Genomic DNA, 20,600 nt, shown 5'->3' on the forward strand with positions numbered 1-20,600 from the left:
TGGATCGCGATAGGCCAGCCCGCGAGGAAACCTGCGGCGGTGGCGATGCCAGTAGTCACCATGAACACCACCCAGGGCATTCGATACGGACCTCGGTCATCGCTACCCCTCCGACGGGACACAGGAAATGAACCAGGCGGTACCCTCATAGGGCCCTTCCTTTCGTCATGCGTAGACAACTGGTTTGGCAACCGCGCCTCGAACTGCTCCAACAGTTCGGGGCGCTTCCCTTGCAGCGCAACAACTCCGAACGCGCTGTAGGAGATTAACCCGGCCGTCAGGCAGCAACGATGACCGCTACCGCCAGTTCATACCCAAACGCTATAAGTCACCCCATGCGGGGACCGGACTCGGCGCTCCCCCGGGCTCTATGTTCAAATCCGCGCGACAATTGACTGTGACAGGGATCACTTTCCTACAGTTTGTATGAGATCGCAGGCGAACCTGCGGCAAACATCGGACGTTCAAGGACATCCCGATCGCGAAAGATGCTGATAGACAGGCAGTTTGACAGTTCGAGAGCACACTCAGCCGATCTTGAAGCGGCTATTACAGGTACCGCAGTAGATTGGCCCATCCTCGTAGGTGCCTCTTGAGACGCGGATCTTGCGTCCACAGTCACACGTCGCGGCAACGCCGTTGTTACTGGACTTGTGACCGTCACGTGGGTCCGGCTCACGTCGCCGGTAGGCCACCAGCCCGGAAGCGAGTTCCTCCAGCTCGTCTCGGTACAGACCCCGAGTATCATCGGGCACCGCAGTCACGGACCATCCGATCTTGGGATCCTTCGCCAAGCTAAGCCCAAGTTCTTCGCCGAGGGCGCGGTATCGCTCGTTGTGCCAGCGGCCCTGGCGGCTGGTGTCTTTGATGTCGCGGACGACCGCGACGCCGTGGGCGGCTTCGTGCAGCAAGGTGCCAAGAACGTCGACCGGACCGCGCTGGAGTCCTTCGCCGCCGACGAACAGCTCATGAAGTTCGTACTCACCGCGGATCCAGCGGTACGGGGCGAAGTGGCCGAGGGTCAGTTCCCCGCCGGCCGATCCGGCTCCTACGGTTAGCACCACACTAGGTACGTCCGGGTGCAGGTGGCGGATTTTCACCCACGTGGTTTCGAGGGCGGAGACGAGAAGGCCGGTGATGGTGTCGGAGTCGGTCATGATCGCCGAAAGCTCTTCCGGGAATTGACACGTACGTGTCAATCCAGGCGGTCATGACTAAATTCGCGCTACCTGAGGCCGTGGCCTGATGGATCATGATCGCTACCTCCAGGCCAAGGACTGCGAGGAACTGACAGGAATTCCTGCGTCCACATGGCGCTACTGGGCGCATATCGGCTCGGGGCCAACCAGTTTCAAGCTCGGCCGCCGCCGCGTCTGGCGAGAGAGCGTCATTCTGGCGTGGATCGCCGAACAGGAAGCCGCGACAACCAACGACGGGGCGGCCTGATCATGCCAGCTCGACGGAACCGGCGCGCCGGGGTCGAAGACCTCTGGTACAAGACCATCCGCGAGCAGGACGGCACCACGCGACGCGTTCCGTCGAAGCTGCATGGAACCGGGAAGCGTTGGCGCGCAAGATATGTCGATGACAGCGGTCACGAACATTCGAAGCGGTTCGTCAGGAAGACCGATGCACAATCCTGGCTCGATATTCAGACGGCCTCACTGGTCTCCGGAACCCACATACGGCCGCGCGACGCTCAGAAGACCGTCGGCCAGTGGTGTGACGAGTGGCTGAAAGGCTATGCCCAGCACCGGGATAACACAGTGCAGCTGGCGAAATGGCATGTCAAGAAGATCAAGGCGGAATTCGGCGATCTGAGGCTGTCGGCCGTCCGGCCGTCCGCTGTGAAGGCGTGGACGGCGAAGCTGAAGGCTGAGGGACTGGCCGACAGCTACGTCTACTCGCTCCACTCTCGGCTGTCCCAGATCTTCAGCGATGCAGTACATGACAATTTGTTGTCACGTAACCCGTGCTCGCGCCGGACATCACCGAATGCGGGTCAACAGAAAATCTATGTTGCAACTATCGAGCAGATCTGGGCTTTGTACGACGCGATGCCCGAGCATCTGCGGGTGGCGGTTCTGCTCGGCGCATTCGTCGGGCTTCGCATCTCGGAGGCCGCCGCACTCCGCGTCGAAGATGTCGACTTCGAGGGCGGCATGGTCTATCCCCAGCGGCAATGGCCGGATCGCCCGCTCAAGACCAAGGCCAGTGATACGCCCGTCCCGATTCCGCAGGAACTCGCGGATCTGCTGAAGACCGCGATCGGGTGGCGGACAGGCGGACACGTGGTCAGTGACGAGTTGGCCAAGCCTGTGTCCCCCTGGGTCATCGGGTGGCACGTGCGGTCAGTGAGGGCGGACATCCCCGGACTTCCCGACGGCTTCAGCTTCCAGGATCTACGCCACTTCTACGCCTCCCTACTGATCCGGCAGGCTGCGGACATCAAGACTGTCCAGGCCCGTGTCCGTCATGGCAGCGCGGTGACCACCCTGCGCTACTACGCCCACCTGTGGCCGGACGCGGACGCGACCACACGGACAGCCGTGGCCGCCGTCCTTCAGGAGCATTTTGGCAAGACTGCGTACCCACTGCGTACCAAGACGGAAAAATCCGGTAATTCCGTACCGGATCAATCCGAGAACCCGCAGGTAGATCGGGCTAGTTGAGGCCCGCGTAGCTGTGCAGGCCGCTGACCACGATGTTGATGATGAAGAGGTTGAAGAGCATCGCGACGAAACCGGCGATGTTGATCCAGGCGGCCTTGGTGTCGCGCCAGCCGGAGGTGGCACGGGCGTGCAGATAGGCGGCGTAGAGAACCCAGGCGATGAAGGAGCAGGTCTCCTTCGGGTCCCAGCCCCAGAAGCGGCCCCAGGCGGCCTCGGCCCAGATCGCGCCCAGGATGACGCCCGAGCCGAAGATGGGGAAGCCGATGATGGTGGTGCGGTAGGCCAGGCGGTCCAGGAGCTGGGCGTCGGGGAGGCGGCGGGCCAGCTGGCCCCAGATGTTGTCGGCCTCCGCGCCCGCGGGCTGCCAGATGCGGAACAGGAACAGCAGGCTCGCGATACCCGAGACCAGGAAGACGCCCGAACCGATCGAGATCACGGTGACGTGGATCGGCAGCCAGTAGGACTTCAGGGCGGGAACGACGGGGGCCGCGTCCACGTGCAGCTTGGTGCCCGCCAGGAACAGCAGGATCAGGACCGGGGTCAGCAGGAAGGACCACATGCCGCGGTAGCGCTGATCGTTCAGCAGGACCAGGCCGAGCAGGACCGCGGCGGCACAGGCCATCGAGATGAACTCGAACATATTGCCCAGCGGGAAACGGTGGGTCGCGAAGCCGCGCAGGACGATCGAGGCCACGTGCACGCCGAATCCGACGAACACGACCGCGAAGCCCATATTGCCGAGACGCTCCGAGAAGGGGCGACCGACTCCGCGGGACTCCACCTTGCCGGGCACGTTCGGCGCGGGCCGCTCGGCGACCGGCTCGGAACCGCCACCGGCGGTGACCAATTCGCGGGTGGTGGTCGGCACCGTACGGGTGAGGGCGAACTGCCAGACCAGCATGATCCAGACCAGCGCGTAGATCACGATGGCCGATTTGAATCCGAGATCGCTGTAGGAGGCGAGATTCTCGTCGATCGGCATTACTTCTCTCCCGTCAGCAGCCGCTCACGCAGGCGGTCGAACTCGCCGCCCCAGCCGGCCTGGTCGGTGCGGGCCAAACCACCCATTTCTACTACGGTACGTCGTACACCGTCGGACGCCTCGCCGGGGTACACCCGCAACCAGATGCGACGACGCTTCACCAGCAGCGACACCAGCAGGCCCGCCATCATGGTCAACGCCGACACCAGCACCCACTGCTGCGCCGGATCGTGCGAGACCTGCAGGTTCACGAACTCTTCCGCGCCGTCGAAGGTCACCTTGGTGCCGTCGGGCAGGGTCGCGGTCTCCCCCGGCTTCAGGTTCACCCGCTGTTCCTTCACCAGGCGGCCCTGCTTGATCATCTCCGGATCCAGTGCGAACAGCGACTGCGCGCGGCCGGTGTCCAGGCCCGTGTCGCCCTTGTAGATGTCGATCGCCACCGCGGGATCGGTCATCGCCGGATACCGGGAGGTGAGCAGCTGGCCGTGCATGAGCGCGGTCGGCGCGAACAGGCCCTGGATCGCCACCTGATGCTTGCGGCGCTCCTCCTCGCTCGGATACATGCCGCCCGGCGGATCGACGCGCAGCACACCCGAGGACAGGAAGGTGGAGGCGTCGTCCGGCTTCCACTGGATGGCCTCGGTGCGGGTCTGCCCGTTCGGGAAGGTCACCGTGAACTTGGGCGCGAAGCCGTGGCCCTGCAGGTACACCCGGTCACCGGCGACGCGCAGCGGATGGTTCACCTGGATGGTGGTGTCGTTCCACGTCCCGGAGGCCAGGTCGGTGCCGGTCTGGTACTGGATGTTCGAGGTGAACATCGCCGCCTGACCGTTCTTCAGGTAGTCGGCCTTGAAGTCCTTGACCCGCACGCACATCGGGGTCAGCCCGGTGCCGTCGTTGACATTGCCCGCGCGGAACGAGTCGAACACCGCGGGCGAGGTGGTGCAGAAGCCGGGGCCGTCATTGGCGAGCACCACGACATTGCCCTCGTAGCCGAACAGCTTGCCGATCGCGATCGCCGCCAGCAGGCCCACCAACGCGAGATGGAAGACCAGGTTGCCGAGCTCGCGGGTGTAGCCCCTCTCCGCGGACAGGGTCAGCTCCCCGTCGCGATCGCCCGGCTGCACCACCGTGCGCCAGCCGCGCATCTGGCCGCGGGCCCGGTCCAGCACCTGCTCCGGGGTCTCCGCGTCGGTGCCGGACCAGTGGTGCGGCAGGCGGGACAGGTTGCGCGGAGCCCTGGTCAGCGGCGCACGCAAGGCCCGGTAGTGGTCCACGCAGCGCGGCAGGATGCAGCCCACCAGCGAGACGAACAGCAGCACGTAGACGGCCGTGAACCAGAAGCTGGAGAACACGTCGAACAGCTGCAGCCGGTCCATCCACGGACCCAGGGTCGCGCGATTGCGGATGTAGTCGTCGACCTTGCCCGCGTTGAGGCTGCGCTGCGGCAGCAGCGCGCCCGGAATGGCGGCCAGGGCCAGCAGGAACAGCAGCATGAGCGCGGTGCGCATGCTGGTCAGGCCACGCCAGGTGTTGCGGAGCAGACCGAGGACGCGGCGCGGCGGCGACTGACGCGGCGGACGGGCGGGGGCGCTGGGGGTTTCGATGGTGGCAGTCATGTCAGATCGGCAGGGTCACATTCGAGACGAAGGCGTCGCGGACCCAGGAGACGAACACGTCCCACGATCCGGTCACCAGGGCGATGCCGACGGCCACCAACAGCAGCCCGCCGGTCACCTGGATGGTGCGGGAATTACGGCGCAGCCAGCCGACGGCCCGCAACGCGGTCGCCGAACCGAACGCCAGGATGATGAACGGCAGCCCCAGGCCGAGGCAGTAGGCCACGATCAGCGCCACGCCGCGCACCGCGGTGGTGCCCTCGGTGCCCGCCGACACCGCCATCACACCCGACAGCGTCGGGCCCAGGCACGGGGTCCAGCCGAGCGCGAACACCGCGCCCAGCAGCGGGGCCCCGATGAGGCCGGTGAAACGACGCGGCTCCATGCGGGTGTCGCGCTGCAGCATCGGGATCAGGCCGATGAAGGCCAGACCCATCACGATGGTCACCACGCCGCCGACCCGTTGCAGCAGTTCACGATTGAGGGTCAGCGCCTGCATGGTGCCGAACACGGTGGTGGCGGCCAGCACGAACACGACGGTGAAGCCCGCCACGAACAGCGCCGCCGCGCCCGCTACCCGCAGGCGCGCCGAATTGCGGCCCGCCACGGCGGTTTTCGCGGTCCGCGCCGATTCCACCGTCACCGGCGGGGCCTCCGCGCCGACCACGCCCGCCAGATACGACAGGTAGCCGGGAACCAAGGGCACCACGCACGGCGAGGCGAACGACACCAGGCCCGCCAGCAGGCACGCGCCCAGCGCGAGCAGCAGCGGTCCGGAGGCGGCGGTCTGCTGGAACGAATCTCCCACGCTCGCCAGGTAGGTCACGTGATTCACTGCTCGGCCGCCAGTCGATCCACCACCGGCCGCAGGTCCTCGGCCAGCAGGCTGCGCAGGAACACCGCCGCCACCCGATGCTGCTTGTCCAGCACGATGGTGGTGGGGATGACGCTGGTCGGGAACTTGCCGCCGAGCGCGAGCAGGCTGCGCATGGCCGGGTCGTAGACGGAGGGGTAACCGACCTTGTTGTCGGTCACGAAATCCTGGGCCTTGTCCTTCTGGTTGTCGCGCACGTTGATGCCCAGGAAGGCGACGCCATTGTCCTTGGTCGCCTCGTAAACCTGTTCCAGCGCACCGACTTCCGCGCGGCACGGGCCACACCACTGGCCCCAGATGTTGAGCACCACGACCTTGCCGGGGAAATCGTCCACCGATGTGGTCTTGCCGTCGTGCATCAGATCCGGGCCGGACAGCTTGCCGATGGTGCCGCGCGCGGACGGCGGATCGTAGAAGATCTCCGTCTTGCCGCCCGGCGAGACGAAATCGAAGGTGCCGCCCTGGGCCACCGCGTCCTTGCCCGCCGTCGTGCACCCGGCGAGCAGGGCCACCACGGTCAGCCCCGCCAGCAGGCCCGCCACCCGCCGCAGCGGGTGTCGGACGAACGCGGACCGGGACGCGATGGCGCGGCTCATGCCCCGGTCACCGTGGGGTCGGAGGCGCCGGCGGGCTCCGAGTAGACGATGTCGATCAACGTATCGCCCTGGTAGACCAGGGAAGTCAGCGATGCCAGCGAGCACTGCCGGTTCCGCGGGTCGTGCCACAGGCGCTGCCCCTGCAGGAAGCGGCGCAGCGTCCACACCGGCAGCTGATGCGACACCAGCACGGCCTCTCGACCGGCGGCCTCCACCCGCGCCTTGTTCACCGCGGCCAGCATGCGGTGCGCGATCTGCAGGTACGGCTCACCCCAGGACGGGGTGAACGGGTCGCGCAGCTTCCACCAGTGGCGGGGCTTGCGCAGCGCGCCGTCGCTCGCCGAGACCCGCAGGCCCTCGAAGGTGTTGCCCGCCTCGATCAGATTGTCGTCGGTGCGGATGATCAGGCCGTGGCCCTTGGCGATCGGATCCGCGGTCTCCTGCGCGCGCTGCAGCGGCGAGGCCACCACCAGCGCGATGTCGTGATCGGACAGTGAACGCGCCACGGCCTGGGCCTGCGCGCGGCCGGTCACCGACAGCTGGAAACCGGGCAGGCGGCCGTAGAGGACACCGTTCGGATTGTGGACCTCGCCGTGGCGCATGACATGGACGATCGTCTCCACGTCGCTGGCCACATCACCGGGGAGGATCAGGCCGCCGCCGGTGCCGGAGGCCGGGGCGGGAACCTCGGTGTCGGCGACGGCGAAGTCGGCTTCCGCGACGACGGACTCGTCGGTCTGGGGATCGACCTCGACGACGATCTCGGACGAGAACGCGACGGGGGCGGGCTCCGCGGCCTCGGCGGGGGCGGATTCCACAGCCTCCGCGGGGGCGGATTCCACAGCCTCGGTGGTCGCGGGCTCCACGGCCTCCGTGATCGCGGGCTCGACAACCTCGGCGGTCGCGGGCTCGACAACCTCGGGGGTCGCAGGCTCGACGACCTCGGGGGTCGCGGGCTCGACAACCTCGGCGGTCGCGGGCTCGACAACCTCGGGGGTCGCGGGCTCCGAAGCCTCGGCGGGCGCCTCGGCCCGGGCGGGAGCGGCGGCGAACTGCTCGGCGGCGGCGATCGCGGCCTCGAAGACCGGCTCGGGGTCGTCGGCCACGACCACGCCGGAATCATCGGATTCCGTTGCGGCGGGCCGGGGTTCGGCCACCGGGGCGGTCACGTCGCCCACCGGGGCGACAGCGATGTTCTCGCCGGTCTCGGCGAGTTCGTCCTCGGCTTGGCGGATGGAGTCCAGGAGGCGGGTGGCCTCTTCGGCGGAGAGAGGAGCCTCGTGCTGGGCGGGGGCGGGTACGCCCGAGTCGGGGTGGACGGAGCTCACGCGGCGGATCCTTCGGGAGTGGCGGCCGCCGCGGCGCGCGCGGCGGCGGGGAGGGCGGCGGCGATGCGGTCGAACGCGTCCTCGTCGAGAGCGGCCGAGACGAACCACGCTTCGAAGGCGCTCGGGGGCGCGTACACACCGGCATCCAGCAGCGCGTGGAAGAAGGCTGGGAAACGCCAGGTCTCGGCGGCCTTGGCGGCGGCGTAGTCGGTGACCGGGTTCTCGGCGAAGAACACGCTCACCATATTGCCCGCGAATTGCACCCGGTGCGCGACGCCTTCGGCGGTCAGCGCCTCGGTGAGCAGCCCGCCCAGGCGCTCGGAGTTCTTGTTCAGGGTGGCGTACACCGACTCGTCGGCGGTGCGCAGCGTGGCCAGGCCCGCGGCCACCGCGACCGGGTTCCCGGACAGGGTGCCCGCCTGGTAGACCAGGCCGAGCGGGGCCAGGTGGTTCATGATGTCGGCGCGCCCGCCGAACGCGGCGGCGGGCAGGCCGCCGCTCATCACCTTGCCGAAGGTGTACAGGTCGCCGGCCACGCCGTCGATGCCGAACCAGCCCGAGTGGCTGACCCGGAAACCGGTCATGACCTCGTCCATGATCAGCAGCGCGCCGTGCTCGGTGGTGAGCCGGCGCAGTCCCTCGTTGAAACCGGGGACCGGCGCGACCGCGCCCATATTGCCCGCGGCGGCCTCGGTGATGACGCACGCGATCTCGCCCGGGTGGGCGGCGAAGGCGGCGGCCACGGCCCCGAGGTCGTTGTAGGGCAGCACCAGGGTGTCGGCGGCCTGAGCGCCGGTGACGCCGGGCGAGGTGGGCAGGCCCAGGGTGGCGACGCCGGAGCCCGCGTCGGCCAGCAGCGCGTCCACGTGCCCGTGGTAGCAGCCGCTGAACTTCACGATCTTGGTGCGGCCGGTGAAGCCGCGGGCCAGCCGGACCGCGCTCATGGTGGCCTCGGTGCCCGAGTTCACCAGGCGGACCCGGTCGACCGGAGCGACCCGGGCCGCGATGGCCTCGGCGAGTTCGATTTCGGCCTCGGTCGGCGCGCCGAAGGACAGACCGCCGGTGGCGGCCCGCTGCACGGCCTCGACGACCGCCGGGTGCGCGTGCCCGAGGATCATCGGGCCCCACGAGCACACCAGGTCCACGTAGTCGTTGCCGTCGGCGTCGGTCAGCGTGCACCCGCGCGCGGAGGCGATGAACCGCGGCGTGCCGCCCACGGAATTGAACGCCCGCACCGGCGAATTCACGCCGCCGGGAATGACCGCCGCGGCGCGTTCGAAAAGGTGGGCTGAGACCGGGACCGACGCCTGGCTCACACGCGGAGAAGAACTCACGGCACCCAGTCTCTCAGCCGCCCCCGCCCCCGTCGACGACAGGGTGTAGTCGAGTGGCTCTTCCCACAGCCAACCCGACATCTTCGCACCCCGGATCGAAGCGCGCATCTCGACGGCCGACGGCTGAGATCATGGGAGCCGGCGAGCGGGTCCTCGATGACGCGGGTCCGAGCAACACGCCGAAATGAGATTCGGACAACGTAATTCGCTACTAGATAGCTGATGCGTAATGTCTCGACGTAGGAAACGGCTTCGGAGAGAGGGCGGGACGTATGCGGGTCGTTCGGTTCGGGGTAGGGATCATCGCGGTGGCGGCCGGTCTGGCCGCCGCGCCCGGGGTGGCGCAGGCCGCGGTGCCGCTGGTGCAGATCGACCAGGGGCGAGTGGGGGTGGCGCTGTCGCATCAAGAGACGGCCGCGATCGCCGATGGGCCCTTACCCGCGGTGGTCAGCATGTTCGTCCCGTTGAGCCGGATGGGCGCGGGCCTGGAGCCCGACACCACCATCTACAAGGACGACAAGGGCGGCGTACACGCCTCCCTGCGTCAGGTGATGATGGAGGCCGCCGATCATCCCGACGGCACGGTGACCCTGTTCGTGAACCTGCCCGGCACCAAGGGCGGTCGCGTGCTGGATGTTTACCAGAACTGGAACTGAGGCGGAGACGGCGGCGCGGTCTGCGGTCGCGCCGCCGCACCCTCCGCTACGGGAGCGGAATCCCCAGGCAGAACGCCGCCCATCCGGTGGACAGCAGGCAGTTCAGCGGGGACGGTAGTAGGTCTTGCCAGGACATCACCAGCAGTGGTGACCCGTAATCCGGGACGGTATCGACCGGGGCCGCGGCGGCCGGAGCCACGACCACAGCGCCGACGAGCCCCGCGGCCAGCACCGCGGGCGCGATGCGTTTCACGAGTTCTGTGCGCTTCATGCCGATGATTCTCCGCGCCGGCCCGAGGCCGACCGAGGCGAAAACCGACTTCGCACCCCTCAATACGGCGTGTCGGACCAGGCTCGCCGAGCGCGAACCGCCCGCGCGGCCCCGTCGATCAGCGACAGTCCGGCCATGATCACCAGCGCCGCGGACCCCGCCAGCCACGGCCCGACGTAGCGGGTCGCACCGAACGACGGCGCCTCTCCCTGCGCCTTGAACACCGTGGTCTGCACCCCGTGCCGCCAGCACCACACCGCCGCGACGGCCAGCACCGGCACCAGCACGATCTCGGCCGCTATCGTCAGCCACCGCATCACAGCGCCTCCCGAGGCTCGTCGTCGGTCCCGCGCGGGTGGCCCAAGGCCTCGGTCAGCGCCGCGCGCAGCGTGACATGGTCACGCGCCCACGCCTGCACCAGCCGACCGTCGGTCAGTTTCAGGCCGATTCCCTTACGCCGCCGTGGTACTCCGGTCAGCTCGCCCAGCGCCCGCGCGGACTGCCAGTCCTCATAATCCCAGGACTCCTCGTCGTCTTCGGGCAGCACCTCGGCGATGTCGCGCAACGGCACCACCTCGGTGCCCTCGCGCAGCTGCTCGGGGGTCAGCTCGACACTGATGTGCCGCTTGCCCGCGATCACCTGCAACCAGACGAACCCGGCCAGCAGCACGGCGCAGAAGACGAGCCCGAACCAGTGGATGTCGCCGCCGCGGATCAGCTCGATGCCCAGGATGATCGCGCACATCGCGGGTCCGTAGGCGATGGTCCGCCAGCGCGCGCCGGGTTCGGAGAACAGCACGGCCCCGGGGGCGTTGATGGCCTCACTCATAGGTCGAGCGTAAAGATCGCGGAACGGCTCAGTGGGCCAGGCCCGGAATCAGGAGTACGGCGAGGGTCAGCAGACCGAAGAGGAACAACAAGCTCAGCACCGCGACATCGCGCCGCAGGCTGTGCGGCTGCTGGATCACCACTCGCATCGTTGCCTCCGCCTTCCCGGCGCCGCACGCCCACGCTCAACGCCTGGGGCCCGGCTTCCGGTTCCCGAAATACCTGTGACTGCCCTCACCATAACGCGTTGACACCCGCGTAACAAACTCGGCGGTAACCTAGCGCGGTCCGGGCCGGAAGTAGGCCTCGGATTCGCTTCGGTAGCAGAGGAATACGGCCCCGCCGGCGAGTACCGCCTGGACGATGCCCGCGCCGCCCGCGACCAGCGCGGCCACCCCGCTCTCCTTGGCGCCGACACCGAACAGCGTCCCCGCCGCGCCGAGCACCAGGAAGATGCCGAAACCGGTGAGAACCGCACGGGCCCAGTTCTTTCCGCGCCCCAGCTGCCACACCACCGCCACCCCGGCTCCGGACAGCACCAGCCAGAACACCGCGACCAGCACGAACACGACGGCGGCCCAGACCTCCACCTGTGCCAGGGTGATCGCCGGTTGCTGCTCCTTCACCTGGTCGAACATCTGCTGCGCCAATTCGTTCCGCTGCCCGAACTGCGCGATCAGCGAGGCGATCAACTGCACCAGCCCGACCCCGAGCGCGACGTACCAGAGCTGACAGGCGGTGCCGACGTCCTCGGGCGCCGGACGCGCCGGATCGTTCGGCGGGACCATGGGATTCACGATCAGAGCTACTCGTTCCGGTTCAGGCCAGCCAGTGCGCGGCCTCGGTGGCCCAGTAGGTGAGCACCATGTCCGCGCCCGCCCGCCGGATCCCGAGCAGCGATTCCAGGATCGCGCCCTTGCGGTCGATCCAGCCGCGCTCGGCGGCCGCGGTGATCATCGCGTACTCGCCGGAGATCTGATAGGCCGCCACCGGCACCGTGGACCGGTCCGAGACCTCGCGCAGGATGTCCAGATACGACATGGCGGGCTTCACCATGACGATGTCCGCGCCCTCGAGCAGATCCAGTTCCAGCTCGCGGATCGCCTCCCGGCGGTTGGCCGGATCCTGCTGGTAGGTGCGCCGATCGCCCTGCAGCGAGGAGCCGACGGCCTCCCGGAACGGGCCGTAGAACGCGGAGGCGTACTTGGCCGCGTACGCGAGGATGGCGGTGTCGGTGTATCCGGCGGCGTCCAGGCCCGCGCGGATCGCACCCACCTGGCCGTCCATCATGCCGCTGGTGCCGAGCAGGTCGGCGCCGGTCGCGGCCTGCGCCAGCGCCATCTCGACGTAGCGGCCGAGGGTGGCGTCGTTGTCGACCGCGCCGTGCTCGTCGAGCACGCCGCAGTGGCCGTGGTCGGTGAATTCGTCCAGGCAGGTGTCGGCCATGACGACCGTCGAGTCGCCGACCTCGGACACCAGCGCGGACAGGCCGCGGTTCAGGATCCCGTCCGGGTCGCTGGCCCCGCTCCCCTGGGCGTCCTTGTCCTCGGGCTTCGGCACGCCGAAGAGCATGAGCCCGCCCACGCCCGCGGCCACGGCTTCGGCGGCCGCCTTGCGCAGCGAGTCCATCGAATGCTGGAAAACGCCTGGCATGGAGGAGATCTCACGCGGTTCGTCGATACCGTCGGCGACGAACATGGGCAGAATCAGGTGCCGCGGCTCCAGGCTGGTCTCGGCGACGAGCCGACGCATGGCGGGAGTGCGGCGCAACCGCCGAGGGCGGTCCATTCCGGTCATGCTCGCATGATATGCCCGGCTCGTGACCGGGGTGCGCGCGCCTCCGACGCCGGGCCCGGCTGGCTACCAAAGTCATTGTGAGCAGCCGTTTTTGTCGGTGGGTCCGAGTAGAATCGAAGATGTGTTCGAAGGGATCGCGCCGCGTTCGAAGGTGCGATCCCGGACCGCGACGGGAGGATTGGCCGTGCTCGCAGCCGTTACCAGCATGTCCGGCAAGGTGAACCGGGGCGCCGGGGTTCCGAAGAAGGGGGAGGTCATCGATCACGCGTGGCGGCCGCTGGCCAAGCAGCCGCTGCCGGCGGGGCGGCCGCGCACGTGGTACGTCTCGCACAATCGGCGATTGAAGGCCATGCGGCTGGCCATCGCGCTCCTGGATTCCGGGTCCTTCGGACCCGACCAGGCCACCAACGAGAAGATCAGGGAGACAGCCGAAGTCATCGGCGTGCATCAGCCCTCGGACGCGACCTGCCGCATGGTCCGCCGTCTGATGGCGGCCCAGCGCTGAGCGCCACGCGGCTCCGCTGAGCGCGGCGGAGGCCTGCCGACATCCCCACGACCGGACGTCGGAGAGCCTCCGCCGCACCCGCGGCACTAGGAGTTCAGGCAGCCGGTCTGGGTCGATCCCGGCGTGCCGGGATTACTCGAACCGCTGGTCAAGCACTTCAACAGGGTCTGCAGCACGGCCGCGGCGGGAATGCCGGACGAGCTGACCCCCGGCGCGTCGGCGACCGGCGCCGCCGCACTCGGGGCCTCGGCGAAAGCCGCCGCCGGGGACAGGCCCGCGCCCAGCGAGATTCCACACATCGCGATCAGGCCGACTGCTACACGCTTCATGAATGTTCACCTCTCGAAGATCGAATACCGAATGCAGCGTAGGCATTTCGCTTCCAGATGAAACGACGACATTTCCTTGGGCATCCACCCGGCGAATGCGAGAGACCCAGGGAGCCACCGAGATCGGAGGTGGCGATCTTGTCTCGCCTGGAGCCGATACGACACCGGCCCCGCGTCGCCGGGACGCGGGGCCGGGTGGCCGGATGTCGTGCCGAAGCTAGCGGCTGCGGCGGCTCTTCTTGCGCGGCGGGGGCAGCAGGCCCTCGGCGCGCAGGTGGGCGGCGTGCTCGGCGAGCGCCTCGACGAGCGGGCCGACCTGGGCCACCTCGGGCTGCACGTCCACGCGCAGGCCGAATTCGATGGCCGTCTCGGCGGTCTTGGGTCCGATGCAGGCCACGATGGTGCGGGCGTGCGGCTTGCCGGCGATGCCGACCAGGTTGCGGACCGTGGAGGACGAGGTGAACAGGACCGCGTCGAAACCGCCGGTCTTGATCATCTCGCGGGTCTCCGCGGGCGGCGGGGACGCGCGCACGGTGCGGTAGGCGGTGACGTCGTCGATCTCCCAGCCGCGGTCGCGCAGGCCCTCGGCGAGGGTCTCGGTGGCGATGTCCGCGCGCGGCAGCAGCACCCGGTTGACCGGGTCGAAAACGTCGTCGTACGGCGGGAAGTCGGCCAGCAGGCCCTCGGAGGACTGCTCACCGGACGGCACCAGCTCGGGGTTGATGCCGAAGGAGCGCACCTTCTCCGCGGTGGCCTCGCCGACGCAGGCGATCTTCACGCCGCTGAAAGCGCGAGCGTCCAGGCCGAATTCGCCGAACTTCTCCCACACCGCGCGCACCGCGTTGGTGGAGGTGAAGACCACCCACTGGTAGCGGCCGTCGACCAGGCCCTTGACCGCGCGCTCCATCTGGGCGGGGCTGCGCGGCGGCTCGACCGCGATGGTCGGGACCTCCATGGGGATGGCGCCGTGGTTGACGAGCTTCTCGCTCATCTCGCCGGCCTGCTCCTTGGTGCGCGGCACCAGCACGGTCCAGCCGTAGAGAGCACGGGACTCCCACCAGGAGGTCTTGGCGCGCTTGTCCACTTCCTTGCCGACCGTGACCACCAGCGGGCCGACCAGTTCGGAGGCCGCGTTGTTCAGGGTCGCCAGGGTGGCGTCGATGGTGCGCTGCTGGCGGGTGGTGCCGCGTACGGTCACCGCGACCGGGGTCTGCGGCGCCAGGCCGTGTTCCACCAGCGCCGACGCGGTCTCGGCCAGGTGGCCGGAGGTGGCGTGCAGCACCAGCGGGCCGGGCGCGGCCGCGACGGCCGCCCAGTCCACCTCGCCGCGGACGTCCACCACGGTGTGGCTGGAACCGAGTTCGATACCCGCGTAGGCGGGCACGGTGGTGCCGGCCGAGAGACCGGGCAGCACCTCGAAGCTCAGATGCGAACGGGTGACGGCGTTGATCTCCTGGATGACCGAGTCGGTGGTCATCGGGTCGCCGGAGACCAGGCGCACCACGTCGGAGCCGCCGCGGGCCTCCGCGATCAGGGTCTTGGCCACCTCGGCGGCGTCGCCCAGGGCGGGGCGCACGTCCACCGGACGGGTCCCGTCGGCGCTCTCCTCGACCGCGATGCCGATCAGGGCGAGCACGCCCTTGTCGACGTCGGGGTCGGTGAAGGCCAGCGTCGCCCGGCCGAGCACCTCGCGGGCCCGCACGGTCAACAGCGCCGGGTCACCGGGCCCTGACCCCACGAAAAGGATCCGACCGGGATTCTTCTTCGTCACTCGGCTCATCGGCTGTTCTCCATTGGGCTGGGATTGCTGTCGTCGGTGAGCTCAGCGGATTCCTCTGTGACGCTGAGCAGTTCGCGCGCCCCCAGCTCCAAGAGCTCGCGCGCCAGTGCCCGCCCCAGGTCCGCGGCATCCGCGACCGGTCCGACCACTGAAGCCCGGATCACATCCGAGCCGTCGATCGCCGCCGCGCAGGCGCGCAGCGACAACTCCTCCACCACCCGGCCGTCGTCGTCGAGTGATTCGACGACCTCGGCCAGCGCACCGATCGGCGCGGTACAACCGGCCTCCAAGTCGGCCAGCAACGCCCGCTCCGCGGTGATCGCGGCACGGGTGCCGGGATCGTCGAGGGCGGACAGGATGGTCACGAGTTCGGTGTCCTCGCTGCGGCATTCGACGGCCAGCGCACCCTGTGACGGGGCGGGCAGCATCTGCACCGGTTCGAGCGATTCGGTGACGACGTCGAGGCGGCCGATGCGGGCCAGCCCGGCCCGCGCCACCACCACGGCATCCAGTTCACCGGAGGAGACCTTGCCGATCCGGGTGTCGAGATTGCCGCGCAGCGGCACGATCTCGATGCCCAGGCCCAGCGCCTTCAGCTGTGCGGCGCGCCGCGGCGCGGAGGTGCCGACCTTCGCACCCGCGGGCAGCTCGCCCAGCACCAGGCCGTCGCGCGCCACCAGCGCGTCGCGCGGATCCTGCCGGGGCGGGATGGCGGCGATGTCGAAGCGCGGATCCTGCGCGGTCGGCAGATCCTTGTACGAGTGGACGGCGATGTCGACCGTGCCCGCGGCCAATTCCTCGCGCAGCGCGGCGGTGAACACGCCCACGCCGATCTTCTGCACGGGATCGGTGGCGTTCTGGTCGCCGGCGGTCTTCACGATGACCAGCTCGGCCTGCTGACCGTTGGCGATCAGGGCGTCACGCACGTGCCCGGCCTGGGTGAGGGCCAGCAGACTGCCGCGGGTGCCGATGCGCCACGGGGCGTCGACCGTTCCGCGAGCGGTTATGTCGTTCTCGTGCACCATTGCTCCGGTCATGCGATGTGCCCCTGTTCGTCCCCCGGGTGGGCGGCGGTGAAATCATCGGCCAGTTCGCCCTGCAGGGCGGAGATCTCCATCGGCGCGGCAACCGCTTGCGCCGCACCGGGTTTGAGCTCGAACAGCTCGCGCAATGCCTCGGCGTAGCTGTCCCCGCCGGGCGTGGAGGCCAGCTGCTTGACCCGCACCGTCGGCGCGTGCAGCAGTTTGTCGACCACCCGTCGCACGGTACGGGCCACCTCGTCGCGTTCGGTGGATTCGAGTCCCGGTAGTCGGGAGTCCAGGCGCAGCAGCTCGGCCTCGACCACGTCGGCGGCCATCTGGCGCAGCGCGGCCACGGTCGGCGTGACCTCGGCCATGCGCTGTCCGGCAAGGTATTTGGAGAGTTCGTCGGCGACGATGATGCGCGCGGCGGCGGTGTCGTCGGCGGCCGCGCCGGCCGACGGGTCGCGCTGCAGCGTCTCGATGTCGATGACGGTGACCCCGGGCAGTCCGGCGACCGCGTGGTCCACGTCGCGGGGCAGGCCCAGGTCGCAGATGACCAGTTCCTCGGCGCCCGGCTTGGCCGACAGCGCCCGGTGCACGTCCGCGAGGGTGACCACGGTGCCCACCGCGCCGGTACAGGTGATCACCACGTCGGCGGCGGCCATGGCCTCGGCCAGCCGGTCCATCTCGATGGCCTCGGCCTCGACGCCGTGCATGGTGGCGGCGGTGTTGGCCAGCCGCTGCGCCTTCTCCAGGGTCCGGTTCACCACGATGACCTTCGCGGCCCCGCCGCGCGCCAGCTGCGCCACCGCGAGCCCGCCCATCGCGCCGGCGCCCAGCACCAACGCGGTGCGCCCGGCCAGCGCGCCCTGCGCGGCGGCCGCGCGATCCAGCGCCACCGACACCACCGACGCGCCCGCGCGGTCGATGCCGGTCTCGGAGTGCACCCGCTTGCCGACCCGCAGCGCGTGCTGGGCCAGCTCGTGCAGGGTGCGCCCGGCGGCCTGCTGGGCGTCGGCCGCGGCATAGGCGGCCCGGATCTGGCTGAGGATCTGCTGCTCGCCGACCACCATGGAATCCAGGCCGGAGGACACCGCGAACAGGTGCTCGGCCGCAGCCTCCGCGTAGCGCACGTAAGCGTGCTTGGTGAGTTCGGGCAGCGGCAGCCCGGAGTGCTTGGTGAGCAGTTCGCCGATCTCCCCGAGCGCGGGGTGGAAGGCGTCGACGACCGCGTAGACCTCGATGCGGTTGCAGGTGGAGACGATCATCGCCTCGGACACGTGCGTGGAGGCCAGCATCTTGTCGGTCAGCTTGGGCCGGTCGGTCTCGGTGATGGCGATCTTCTCCAGCACCGCCACCGGTGCGCTGCGATGTGAGATGCCGACGAGAAGCACGCTCATGGCTGGACCACCGCTCCCTTGCTGGTTGTGTCCGCGGTCTGGATCGTCGCCACCCGGCGGATCGGGGTGGACACCACGCTCGCGTCGGCGACCACCGTCGCCGTACCCGCCGCGGCCGCGCTCATCGCGTCCTCGGCGGCCGATTCCGCGTTGCGGGCCCGCTCGAACGACAACAGCTGCATCTCCACCGCCAGATCCACCCGTCGCACCTCGACGGTGGCCGGGGCCTCGAGGGCCAGGGCCGAGAAGCTCAGCACGCACTGCAAACCGGCCTCGACCAGCAGATCGCACACACCCTGCGCGGCGGCGTCGGGCACGGTGAGGACGGCGATGGTGGGTTCCAGCGTGGCCACGGCGTCGGTCAGCTCGGCCACGTCGCGGACCACGAGTCCGCCGACGGTGGTCCCGATGACCTCGGGATCGTTGTCGAACAGCCCGACCATGGCGAAACCGCGGCGGCGGAAACCGCCGTAGCCGACTAGCGCGCGGCCCAGGTGACCCGCTCCGACCAGCACCACCCGGTGCCCCTCGGACAGGCCGAGCACATCCTCGATGCGGTCGCGCAGCTTGATCACGTCGTAGCCGACGCCACGCACGCCGTTGGGTCCGAGGAAGGAGAGATCCTTGCGCAACTTGGCCGAACCGACACCCGCCGCGACAGCCAGTTCCTCACTCGATACGATGGCTACAGCGTCGTCGGCGAGTACGGCGAGCACCCGGAGGTAAGTGGCCAGCCGGGCCACCGTGGCCTGCGGGATGTCCTTCTGCAGAGCCTTGGAGACGCCAGTCGGCGGCGTCTCTTGCTGCTCTGTCACGTCGCTTGCGCTCCTCGTCCGGCCGGGGGTGAGTGTCCGGGTTCTTTTGTCGACCCGACGCCGGGAGACCGTCGCGGTCCTTACAGGCGAGGTCGAGTCAGGTTCAGGGGGTCGCTTCCGCTGCCCGAGAAGGCGGGTCGCGTGCCACCACCGTAACCGCTTGTGAAGCCCTGCACAAAGTCGGTGAATTCAGTCACTTTGCGGCGGGCTCCGGCCCCGGGTTCATTCAACCCTCATCAGCGCGAACCCGCTACGCAACACACCGGAGGGGACGGACGGAGGGGGACCCGCGCAGAAAGCCCGGAAAATCCCCAATCACGCCCGGTTTCGCGAGGTAGGTCCGGTTATTTCGCGAGGTCGGCGCGCAGCCGCGGCTCGTCCACGTCGAAATAGCTGTGCTCGCGGCCGTCCAGCAGCACCACCGGCAGCCGGTCCCCGTATTCGGCACGCAGGCCCGGATCAGTGGCGGCGGCCACATCCACGTCCACCGTGGTCACCTCGACGCCGAACTCGGCGCAGATCGGGCGCAATTGTTCGAGTGCGGTGTGGCACAGCCCGCAACCGTCCCGGGTCAACAGCGTCACAGCATGTGGCGAATCGCTCATGGCCACCATCTAACAACTTCCCGATATGTCGTTCACCGTCTACGTTGCGGCCACTCCCGGGCGTTACTGTTGAGTTGTTCGCGCTAACAGGCGGAGGTACTGGTGCCGGAACGTTCGAAAGAGCAGGGAACGGGCTTCATCGCGGGACGATTCGGTGAATTCCCGGCGCGCTGGGGTCAGGGACTGGCTGACCTGCAGGATCAGTTCACCCGTATCACCCGCAGCCCCTTCGGTCCCACCGAGGAAGAGGTCCGCGCCAACCTGGCCGGCGAGGCCAGCGCCGACGCCGCGATCGCCCTCCACGACGCCGAGCTGGCGCTGCGCGACCTCGGCGACACGCCGACGCCCGCGATCGCCCGCGATCTGACCGCCGCGGCCTTCTTCGACGTCGACAACACCATGGTGCAGGGCGCGTCGATCGTGCACTTCGCGCGCGGGCTGGCCTCACGCAAGTACTTCAAGACCTCCGACCTGGTCGACATGGCCTGGAAGCAGGTCAAGTTCCGGGTCACCGGCAAGGAGAGCCACTCGGACATGGCGTCCGGCAAGGAGAAGGCGCTGTCCTTCATCGCGGGCCGCCCGACCGCCGAACTCGCCGCGCTCGGCGAGGAGATCTACGACGAGATCATCGCCGACAAGATCTGGCCCGGCACCCGGGCGCTGGCCCAGATGCACCTGGACGCGGGCCAGCAGGTCTGGCTGGTCACCGCCACGCCGGTGGAACTCGCGCAGGTCATCGCCAAGCGGCTGGGCTTGACCGGGGCGCTGGGCACGGTCGCCGAGAGCGAGGACGGCGTGTTCACCGGCCGCCTGGTCGGCGACATCCTGCACGGGCTCGGCAAGGCGCACGCGGTGCGCACCCTCGCCATTCGCGAGGGCCTGAACCTCAAGCGCTGCACCGCCTACTCCGACAGCCACAACGACGTGCCGATGCTCTCGCTGGTCGGCACCGCGGTGGCCATCAACCCCGACGCGGATCTGCGCGAGGTCGCCAAGAATCGCGGCTGGGAAGTGCGCGACTTCCGCACCGGGCGCAAAGCCGCGAAAGTCGGTGTGCCCACGGCCCTCGCGCTCGGCGCGGCGGGCGGCGCGGCCGCGGCCGTGCTGTCCCGGAAACGCGAAGCCAAGGCCAGCTAGTCCGGACGAAAATCGACCGGCCCGCTCCGAATCGGAGTGGGCCGGTCGCA

23 protein-coding genes are annotated in these 20,600 nt (G+C 69.0%); 5 read left to right on the forward strand and 18 right to left on the reverse strand.

What is annotated here, in order from left to right; translation table 11 throughout:
* Positions 1-527: 527 nt before the first annotated feature.
* Complete coding sequence (locus ACQP06_RS32690; protein WP_433668766.1) at positions 528-1,157, reverse strand: hypothetical protein; 630 nt, start codon at positions 1,155-1,157, stop codon at positions 528-530.
* A gap of 88 nt (positions 1,158-1,245) precedes the next feature.
* Here ACQP06_RS32690 and ACQP06_RS32695 point away from each other — a divergent pair, with 88 nt between their 5' ends.
* The gene (locus ACQP06_RS32695; RefSeq protein WP_433668767.1) at positions 1,246-1,446 is read left to right on the forward strand and encodes a helix-turn-helix transcriptional regulator; all 201 of its coding nucleotides are present in this window, start codon (positions 1,246-1,248) and stop codon (positions 1,444-1,446) included.
* Positions 1,447-1,448: 2 nt separating this feature from the next.
* Positions 1,449-2,672 carry a tyrosine-type recombinase/integrase gene (locus ACQP06_RS32700; RefSeq protein WP_433668768.1) on the forward strand — a complete coding sequence of 408 codons (1,224 nt, stop codon included), beginning with the start codon at positions 1,449-1,451 and terminating at the stop codon, positions 2,670-2,672.
* Here the strand turns inward: ACQP06_RS32700 and ccsB are convergent.
* From ccsB to hemL, 6 genes are all read right to left on the reverse strand, one after another.
* The gene (gene ccsB, locus ACQP06_RS32705) at positions 2,665-3,654 is read right to left on the reverse strand and encodes a c-type cytochrome biogenesis protein CcsB (protein WP_433668770.1); all 990 of its coding nucleotides are present in this window, start codon (positions 3,652-3,654) and stop codon (positions 2,665-2,667) included. The two genes, ACQP06_RS32700 and ccsB, sit on opposite strands and share 8 nt — an antisense overlap.
* Positions 3,654-5,273: a cytochrome c biogenesis protein ResB gene (gene resB, locus ACQP06_RS32710; RefSeq protein ID WP_433668771.1), complete on the reverse strand. Its 1,620-nt coding sequence runs from the start codon at positions 5,271-5,273 to the stop codon at positions 3,654-3,656. The genes ccsB and resB overlap by 1 nt, the downstream gene beginning before the upstream one ends.
* Before the next feature lies 1 nt (position 5,274).
* Positions 5,275-6,099, reverse strand: a complete 825-nt coding sequence (locus ACQP06_RS32715; RefSeq protein ID WP_433668773.1) for a cytochrome c biogenesis CcdA family protein — start codon at positions 6,097-6,099, stop codon at positions 5,275-5,277.
* A gap of 5 nt (positions 6,100-6,104) precedes the next feature.
* Positions 6,105-6,743 carry a TlpA family protein disulfide reductase gene (locus tag ACQP06_RS32720; RefSeq protein WP_433668775.1) on the reverse strand — a complete coding sequence of 213 codons (639 nt, stop codon included), beginning with the start codon at positions 6,741-6,743 and terminating at the stop codon, positions 6,105-6,107.
* The gene (locus ACQP06_RS32725) at positions 6,740-7,345 is read right to left on the reverse strand and encodes a histidine phosphatase family protein (RefSeq protein WP_357091356.1); all 606 of its coding nucleotides are present in this window, start codon (positions 7,343-7,345) and stop codon (positions 6,740-6,742) included. Before ACQP06_RS32725 ends, ACQP06_RS32720 begins: the two co-directional genes overlap by 4 nt.
* Positions 7,346-8,067: 722 nt before the next feature.
* Complete coding sequence (gene hemL / locus ACQP06_RS32730) at positions 8,068-9,405, reverse strand: glutamate-1-semialdehyde 2,1-aminomutase (protein ID WP_433668777.1); 1,338 nt, start codon at positions 9,403-9,405, stop codon at positions 8,068-8,070.
* Positions 9,406-9,677: 272 nt separating this feature from the next.
* Here hemL and ACQP06_RS32735 point away from each other — a divergent pair, with 272 nt between their 5' ends.
* The gene (locus tag ACQP06_RS32735; RefSeq protein WP_379092207.1) at positions 9,678-10,061 is read left to right on the forward strand and encodes a hypothetical protein; all 384 of its coding nucleotides are present in this window, start codon (positions 9,678-9,680) and stop codon (positions 10,059-10,061) included.
* A gap of 46 nt (positions 10,062-10,107) precedes the next feature.
* On the opposite strand, the gene ACQP06_RS32740 is transcribed toward ACQP06_RS32735, so the two are convergent.
* From ACQP06_RS32740 to hemB, 5 genes are all read right to left on the reverse strand, one after another.
* The gene (locus tag ACQP06_RS32740) at positions 10,108-10,332 is read right to left on the reverse strand and encodes a hypothetical protein (protein ID WP_433668779.1); all 225 of its coding nucleotides are present in this window, start codon (positions 10,330-10,332) and stop codon (positions 10,108-10,110) included.
* Between the two features lie 59 nt (positions 10,333-10,391).
* The gene (locus tag ACQP06_RS32745) at positions 10,392-10,649 is read right to left on the reverse strand and encodes a hypothetical protein (protein WP_357090980.1); all 258 of its coding nucleotides are present in this window, start codon (positions 10,647-10,649) and stop codon (positions 10,392-10,394) included.
* Positions 10,649-11,161, reverse strand: a complete 513-nt coding sequence (locus ACQP06_RS32750; RefSeq protein WP_433668780.1) for a hypothetical protein — start codon at positions 11,159-11,161, stop codon at positions 10,649-10,651. Before ACQP06_RS32750 ends, ACQP06_RS32745 begins: the two co-directional genes overlap by 1 nt.
* A 277-nt stretch (positions 11,162-11,438) precedes the next feature.
* Positions 11,439-11,948, reverse strand: a complete 510-nt coding sequence (locus ACQP06_RS32755; RefSeq protein ID WP_433668782.1) for a hypothetical protein — start codon at positions 11,946-11,948, stop codon at positions 11,439-11,441.
* Between the two features lie 31 nt (positions 11,949-11,979).
* The gene (hemB, locus tag ACQP06_RS32760) at positions 11,980-12,957 is read right to left on the reverse strand and encodes a porphobilinogen synthase (RefSeq protein ID WP_433668783.1); all 978 of its coding nucleotides are present in this window, start codon (positions 12,955-12,957) and stop codon (positions 11,980-11,982) included.
* Between the two features lie 184 nt (positions 12,958-13,141).
* Here hemB and ACQP06_RS32765 point away from each other — a divergent pair, with 184 nt between their 5' ends.
* On the forward strand, positions 13,142-13,462 hold the full coding sequence (locus ACQP06_RS32765) for a hypothetical protein (RefSeq protein ID WP_357090974.1): 321 nt from the start codon (positions 13,142-13,144) through the stop codon (positions 13,460-13,462).
* An 86-nt stretch (positions 13,463-13,548) separates the two neighbouring features.
* Here the strand turns inward: ACQP06_RS32765 and ACQP06_RS32770 are convergent, their stop codons facing one another.
* From ACQP06_RS32770 to ACQP06_RS32795, 6 genes are all read right to left on the reverse strand, one after another.
* Positions 13,549-13,791 (reverse strand): hypothetical protein, encoded by a 243-nt coding sequence (locus ACQP06_RS32770; protein ID WP_433668784.1) that lies wholly within the window; start codon positions 13,789-13,791, stop codon positions 13,549-13,551.
* A gap of 217 nt (positions 13,792-14,008) precedes the next feature.
* Positions 14,009-15,571: a bifunctional uroporphyrinogen-III C-methyltransferase/uroporphyrinogen-III synthase gene (locus tag ACQP06_RS32775; protein ID WP_357090970.1), complete on the reverse strand. Its 1,563-nt coding sequence runs from the start codon at positions 15,569-15,571 to the stop codon at positions 14,009-14,011.
* Positions 15,568-16,596 carry a hydroxymethylbilane synthase gene (gene hemC / locus ACQP06_RS32780; RefSeq protein WP_433673498.1) on the reverse strand — a complete coding sequence of 343 codons (1,029 nt, stop codon included), beginning with the start codon at positions 16,594-16,596 and terminating at the stop codon, positions 15,568-15,570. Before hemC ends, ACQP06_RS32775 begins: the two co-directional genes overlap by 4 nt.
* A gap of 8 nt (positions 16,597-16,604) precedes the next feature.
* Complete coding sequence (locus ACQP06_RS32785; RefSeq protein WP_433668785.1) at positions 16,605-17,993, reverse strand: glutamyl-tRNA reductase; 1,389 nt, start codon at positions 17,991-17,993, stop codon at positions 16,605-16,607.
* A complete protein-coding gene (locus tag ACQP06_RS32790) occupies positions 17,990-18,808 on the reverse strand; it encodes a redox-sensing transcriptional repressor Rex (protein WP_433668787.1) in 819 nt (272 codons plus the stop codon). The genes ACQP06_RS32785 and ACQP06_RS32790 overlap by 4 nt, the downstream gene beginning before the upstream one ends.
* Positions 18,809-19,152: 344 nt before the next feature.
* Complete coding sequence (locus tag ACQP06_RS32795; RefSeq protein WP_357090964.1) at positions 19,153-19,413, reverse strand: glutaredoxin family protein; 261 nt, start codon at positions 19,411-19,413, stop codon at positions 19,153-19,155.
* Positions 19,414-19,515: 102 nt separating this feature from the next.
* Here ACQP06_RS32795 and ACQP06_RS32800 point away from each other — a divergent pair, with 102 nt between their 5' ends.
* Positions 19,516-20,550, forward strand: coding sequence for an HAD family hydrolase (locus tag ACQP06_RS32800; protein ID WP_433668789.1), 1,035 nt, complete (start codon positions 19,516-19,518; stop codon positions 20,548-20,550).
* The last annotated feature ends 50 nt before the right edge of the window (positions 20,551-20,600 follow it).

Source organism: Nocardia sp. CA-136227 (genome assembly GCF_050955695.1).
Taxonomy (GTDB): domain Bacteria; phylum Actinomycetota; class Actinomycetes; order Mycobacteriales; family Mycobacteriaceae; genus Nocardia.

Coding starts and splice junctions, on each gene's coding strand:
- ACQP06_RS32690 (WP_433668766.1), bottom strand. CDS start 1,157: ATGACCGACTCCGACACCATCACCGGCCTTCTCGTCTCCGCCCTCGAA.
- ACQP06_RS32695 (WP_433668767.1), top strand. CDS start 1,246: ATGGATCATGATCGCTACCTCCAGGCCAAGGACTGCGAGGAACTGACA.
- ACQP06_RS32700 (WP_433668768.1), top strand. CDS start 1,449: ATGCCAGCTCGACGGAACCGGCGCGCCGGGGTCGAAGACCTCTGGTAC.
- ccsB (WP_433668770.1), bottom strand. CDS start 3,654: ATGCCGATCGACGAGAATCTCGCCTCCTACAGCGATCTCGGATTCAAA.
- resB (WP_433668771.1), bottom strand. CDS start 5,273: ATGACTGCCACCATCGAAACCCCCAGCGCCCCCGCCCGTCCGCCGCGT.
- ACQP06_RS32720 (WP_433668775.1), bottom strand. CDS start 6,743: ATGAGCCGCGCCATCGCGTCCCGGTCCGCGTTCGTCCGACACCCGCTG.
- ACQP06_RS32725 (WP_357091356.1), bottom strand. CDS start 7,345: ATGCGCCACGGCGAGGTCCACAATCCGAACGGTGTCCTCTACGGCCGC.
- ACQP06_RS32735 (WP_379092207.1), top strand. CDS start 9,678: ATGCGGGTCGTTCGGTTCGGGGTAGGGATCATCGCGGTGGCGGCCGGT.
- ACQP06_RS32740 (WP_433668779.1), bottom strand. CDS start 10,332: ATGAAGCGCACAGAACTCGTGAAACGCATCGCGCCCGCGGTGCTGGCC.
- ACQP06_RS32745 (WP_357090980.1), bottom strand. CDS start 10,649: ATGCGGTGGCTGACGATAGCGGCCGAGATCGTGCTGGTGCCGGTGCTG.
- ACQP06_RS32750 (WP_433668780.1), bottom strand. CDS start 11,161: ATGAGTGAGGCCATCAACGCCCCCGGGGCCGTGCTGTTCTCCGAACCC.
- ACQP06_RS32755 (WP_433668782.1), bottom strand. CDS start 11,948: ATGGTCCCGCCGAACGATCCGGCGCGTCCGGCGCCCGAGGACGTCGGC.
- hemB (WP_433668783.1), bottom strand. CDS start 12,957: ATGACCGGAATGGACCGCCCTCGGCGGTTGCGCCGCACTCCCGCCATG.
- ACQP06_RS32770 (WP_433668784.1), bottom strand. CDS start 13,791: ATGAAGCGTGTAGCAGTCGGCCTGATCGCGATGTGTGGAATCTCGCTG.
- ACQP06_RS32775 (WP_357090970.1), bottom strand. CDS start 15,571: ATGAGCCGAGTGACGAAGAAGAATCCCGGTCGGATCCTTTTCGTGGGG.
- hemC (WP_433673498.1), bottom strand. CDS start 16,596: ATGGTGCACGAGAACGACATAACCGCTCGCGGAACGGTCGACGCCCCG.
- ACQP06_RS32785 (WP_433668785.1), bottom strand. CDS start 17,993: ATGAGCGTGCTTCTCGTCGGCATCTCACATCGCAGCGCACCGGTGGCG.
- ACQP06_RS32795 (WP_357090964.1), bottom strand. CDS start 19,413: ATGAGCGATTCGCCACATGCTGTGACGCTGTTGACCCGGGACGGTTGC.